The organism is Enterobacter sp. BWH52 (assembly GCF_001037565.1).
Classification (GTDB): Bacteria; Pseudomonadota; Gammaproteobacteria; order Enterobacterales; family Enterobacteriaceae; genus Enterobacter; species Enterobacter hormaechei_C.
The window spans coordinates 1-1,695 of the sequence record NZ_KQ089860.1 but is presented as its reverse complement, the minus strand read 5'-3'; the positions used below and the strand labels follow the sequence as shown (position 1 = coordinate 1,695).

Sequence of the window (1,695 nt, the reverse complement as noted above, 5' to 3'; positions counted from 1 at the left end):
GTATGGAATACGGATAATTTCCGTGATGCCATTCTGCTGGCAGCCAACCTTGCCGATGATGCTGACAGCGTTGCGGCGACGGCGGGACAAATAGCGGGGGCGTTGTATGGTTATTCCGCTATCCCGCAGGACTGGAAAGATAAACTCGTACAACACGAACGTATTGCCACAATGGCGGGTAAACTATTCGATAGAGCACCTGAGGATAATTTTTTATAGTTAGAATTACCAAGGGTAAGCGAGGGCATATGATGACTTGCGATCAGGTATGGAATTTTTAGTTAACTGAATCTACTGCAATGAATGAAATGACAATGTTTGGTTACGTTGATAGAGCATTAACTTTAGCACAGAAAAGATATGCAGACGTCAAGAATCGTGATCCCCAATCCCCGCTTTTGCAAATGTACGACTCTATTGTACAACAATTATTATTTCTACGGGATTTAATCGAAGGCAAGGAAAAGGATAGAGCGAAATTATGGGATATGACGTTCGGTATGTATGCAGGGAAGGAGTTTGATCATTCTGATGAGTTGTTTTTTGAAAGGTTGTCAGATGCCTAGTTTATTGTGGATCAAATCCGCCGAGGGTTAAAGGTTAGGCTGCCGCATGAGGTCGATACCAACTATAATAAAAAGAAACAAAACCTCATGAAGAAATTCCCTGATGAATTTTAGTATTTCATATGAATAATATTTTTTATTATGGGTGAAAGGTGATTGACTTACATGCTGATTTAAATGCCTTGTTAAAATATGTTGATAGATATCGTAAATACTTACCCATTAGCAGACCTTCAGTCCAGCGAAGGATGCAGTATACTTATGATAATAAGCCATTAGAGTCATCCTCAAATAGTGATGTACAAAAACAATGGGATTTACCACCACCATGTAATATCTCACTAGCGCAATCACGGGATCGTGCGGTAGGTACGCTTATTGGTCTTGCTGTTGGAGATGCTGTAGGTACGACGCTCGAATTTTTGCCTCGTGACAGAGCATACGTCAAAGATATGACAGGAGGTGGGCCATTTCAACTTCGTGCAGGCGAATGGACGGATGATACATCCATGGCATTATGTCTTGCGGAAACGCTTCTTGAGAAAGGCGATGCTGATACTATATGTTTCAGGAATAAGCTTCTGGAATGGTATCAGCATGGTTATAACAGTTCAAATGGCGTCTGTTTTGATATAGGTAATACAACGCGATTTGCTTTAGAGCAATATTTAACAATTGGCCCAGGATGGAGCGGCAATACTGCTCCAGAAACTGCGGGTAATGCTTCCATTATCAGACAAGCCCCTGTCTCTATTTTTTTTAGAAAGTCATTAAGCAAAGCGTTTTATGAAGCTAAAAAACAATGTATCGCAACACACGGTGCCGCGGAAGCAATCAATAGCACGCAGTATTTAAGTTATTTGCTTGTGCATATGATTAACGGTAGCAATAAAGATTTTGTTTTTTCTCCGCACGTTATGCCGCTTCAGCCACGCGTAATGATTATCAACGCGGGTGAATATAAGCAAAAAACTCGCGATCAGATTCGTTCAAGTGGTTATGTTATCGATACGCTTGAAGCCGCGATGTGGTCCGTATGGAATACGGATAATTTCCGTGATGCCATTCTGCTGGCAGCCAACCTTGCCGATGATGCTGACAGCGTTGCGGCGACGGCGGGACAAATAGC

General features: G+C 42.0%; 3 protein-coding genes. All 3 read left to right on the top strand.

The features are described 5' to 3' along the window. On the top strand, positions 1 to 219 hold a 219-nt coding region (locus SK47_RS22710; RefSeq protein ID WP_048245219.1), incomplete at its 5' end, for an ADP-ribosylglycohydrolase family protein. A 95-nt stretch (positions 220 to 314) separates the two neighbouring features. Further along, positions 315 to 566 (top strand): immunity protein Tsi6 family protein, encoded by a 252-nt coding sequence (locus SK47_RS22705; protein ID WP_255354027.1) that lies wholly within the window; start codon positions 315 to 317, stop codon positions 564 to 566. 152 nt (positions 567 to 718) lie between these two features. Continuing rightward, the coding region (gene tri1, locus SK47_RS22700; RefSeq protein WP_048245221.1) for an ADP-ribosylarginine hydrolase Tri1 at positions 719 to 1,695 on the top strand (977 nt) is incomplete at its 3' end.

Excerpts from the sequence above, each read along its gene's own strand:
- SK47_RS22705 (WP_255354027.1), top strand. The coding sequence starts at position 315 with ATGTTTGGTTACGTTGATAGAGCATTAACTTTAGCACAGAAAAGATAT.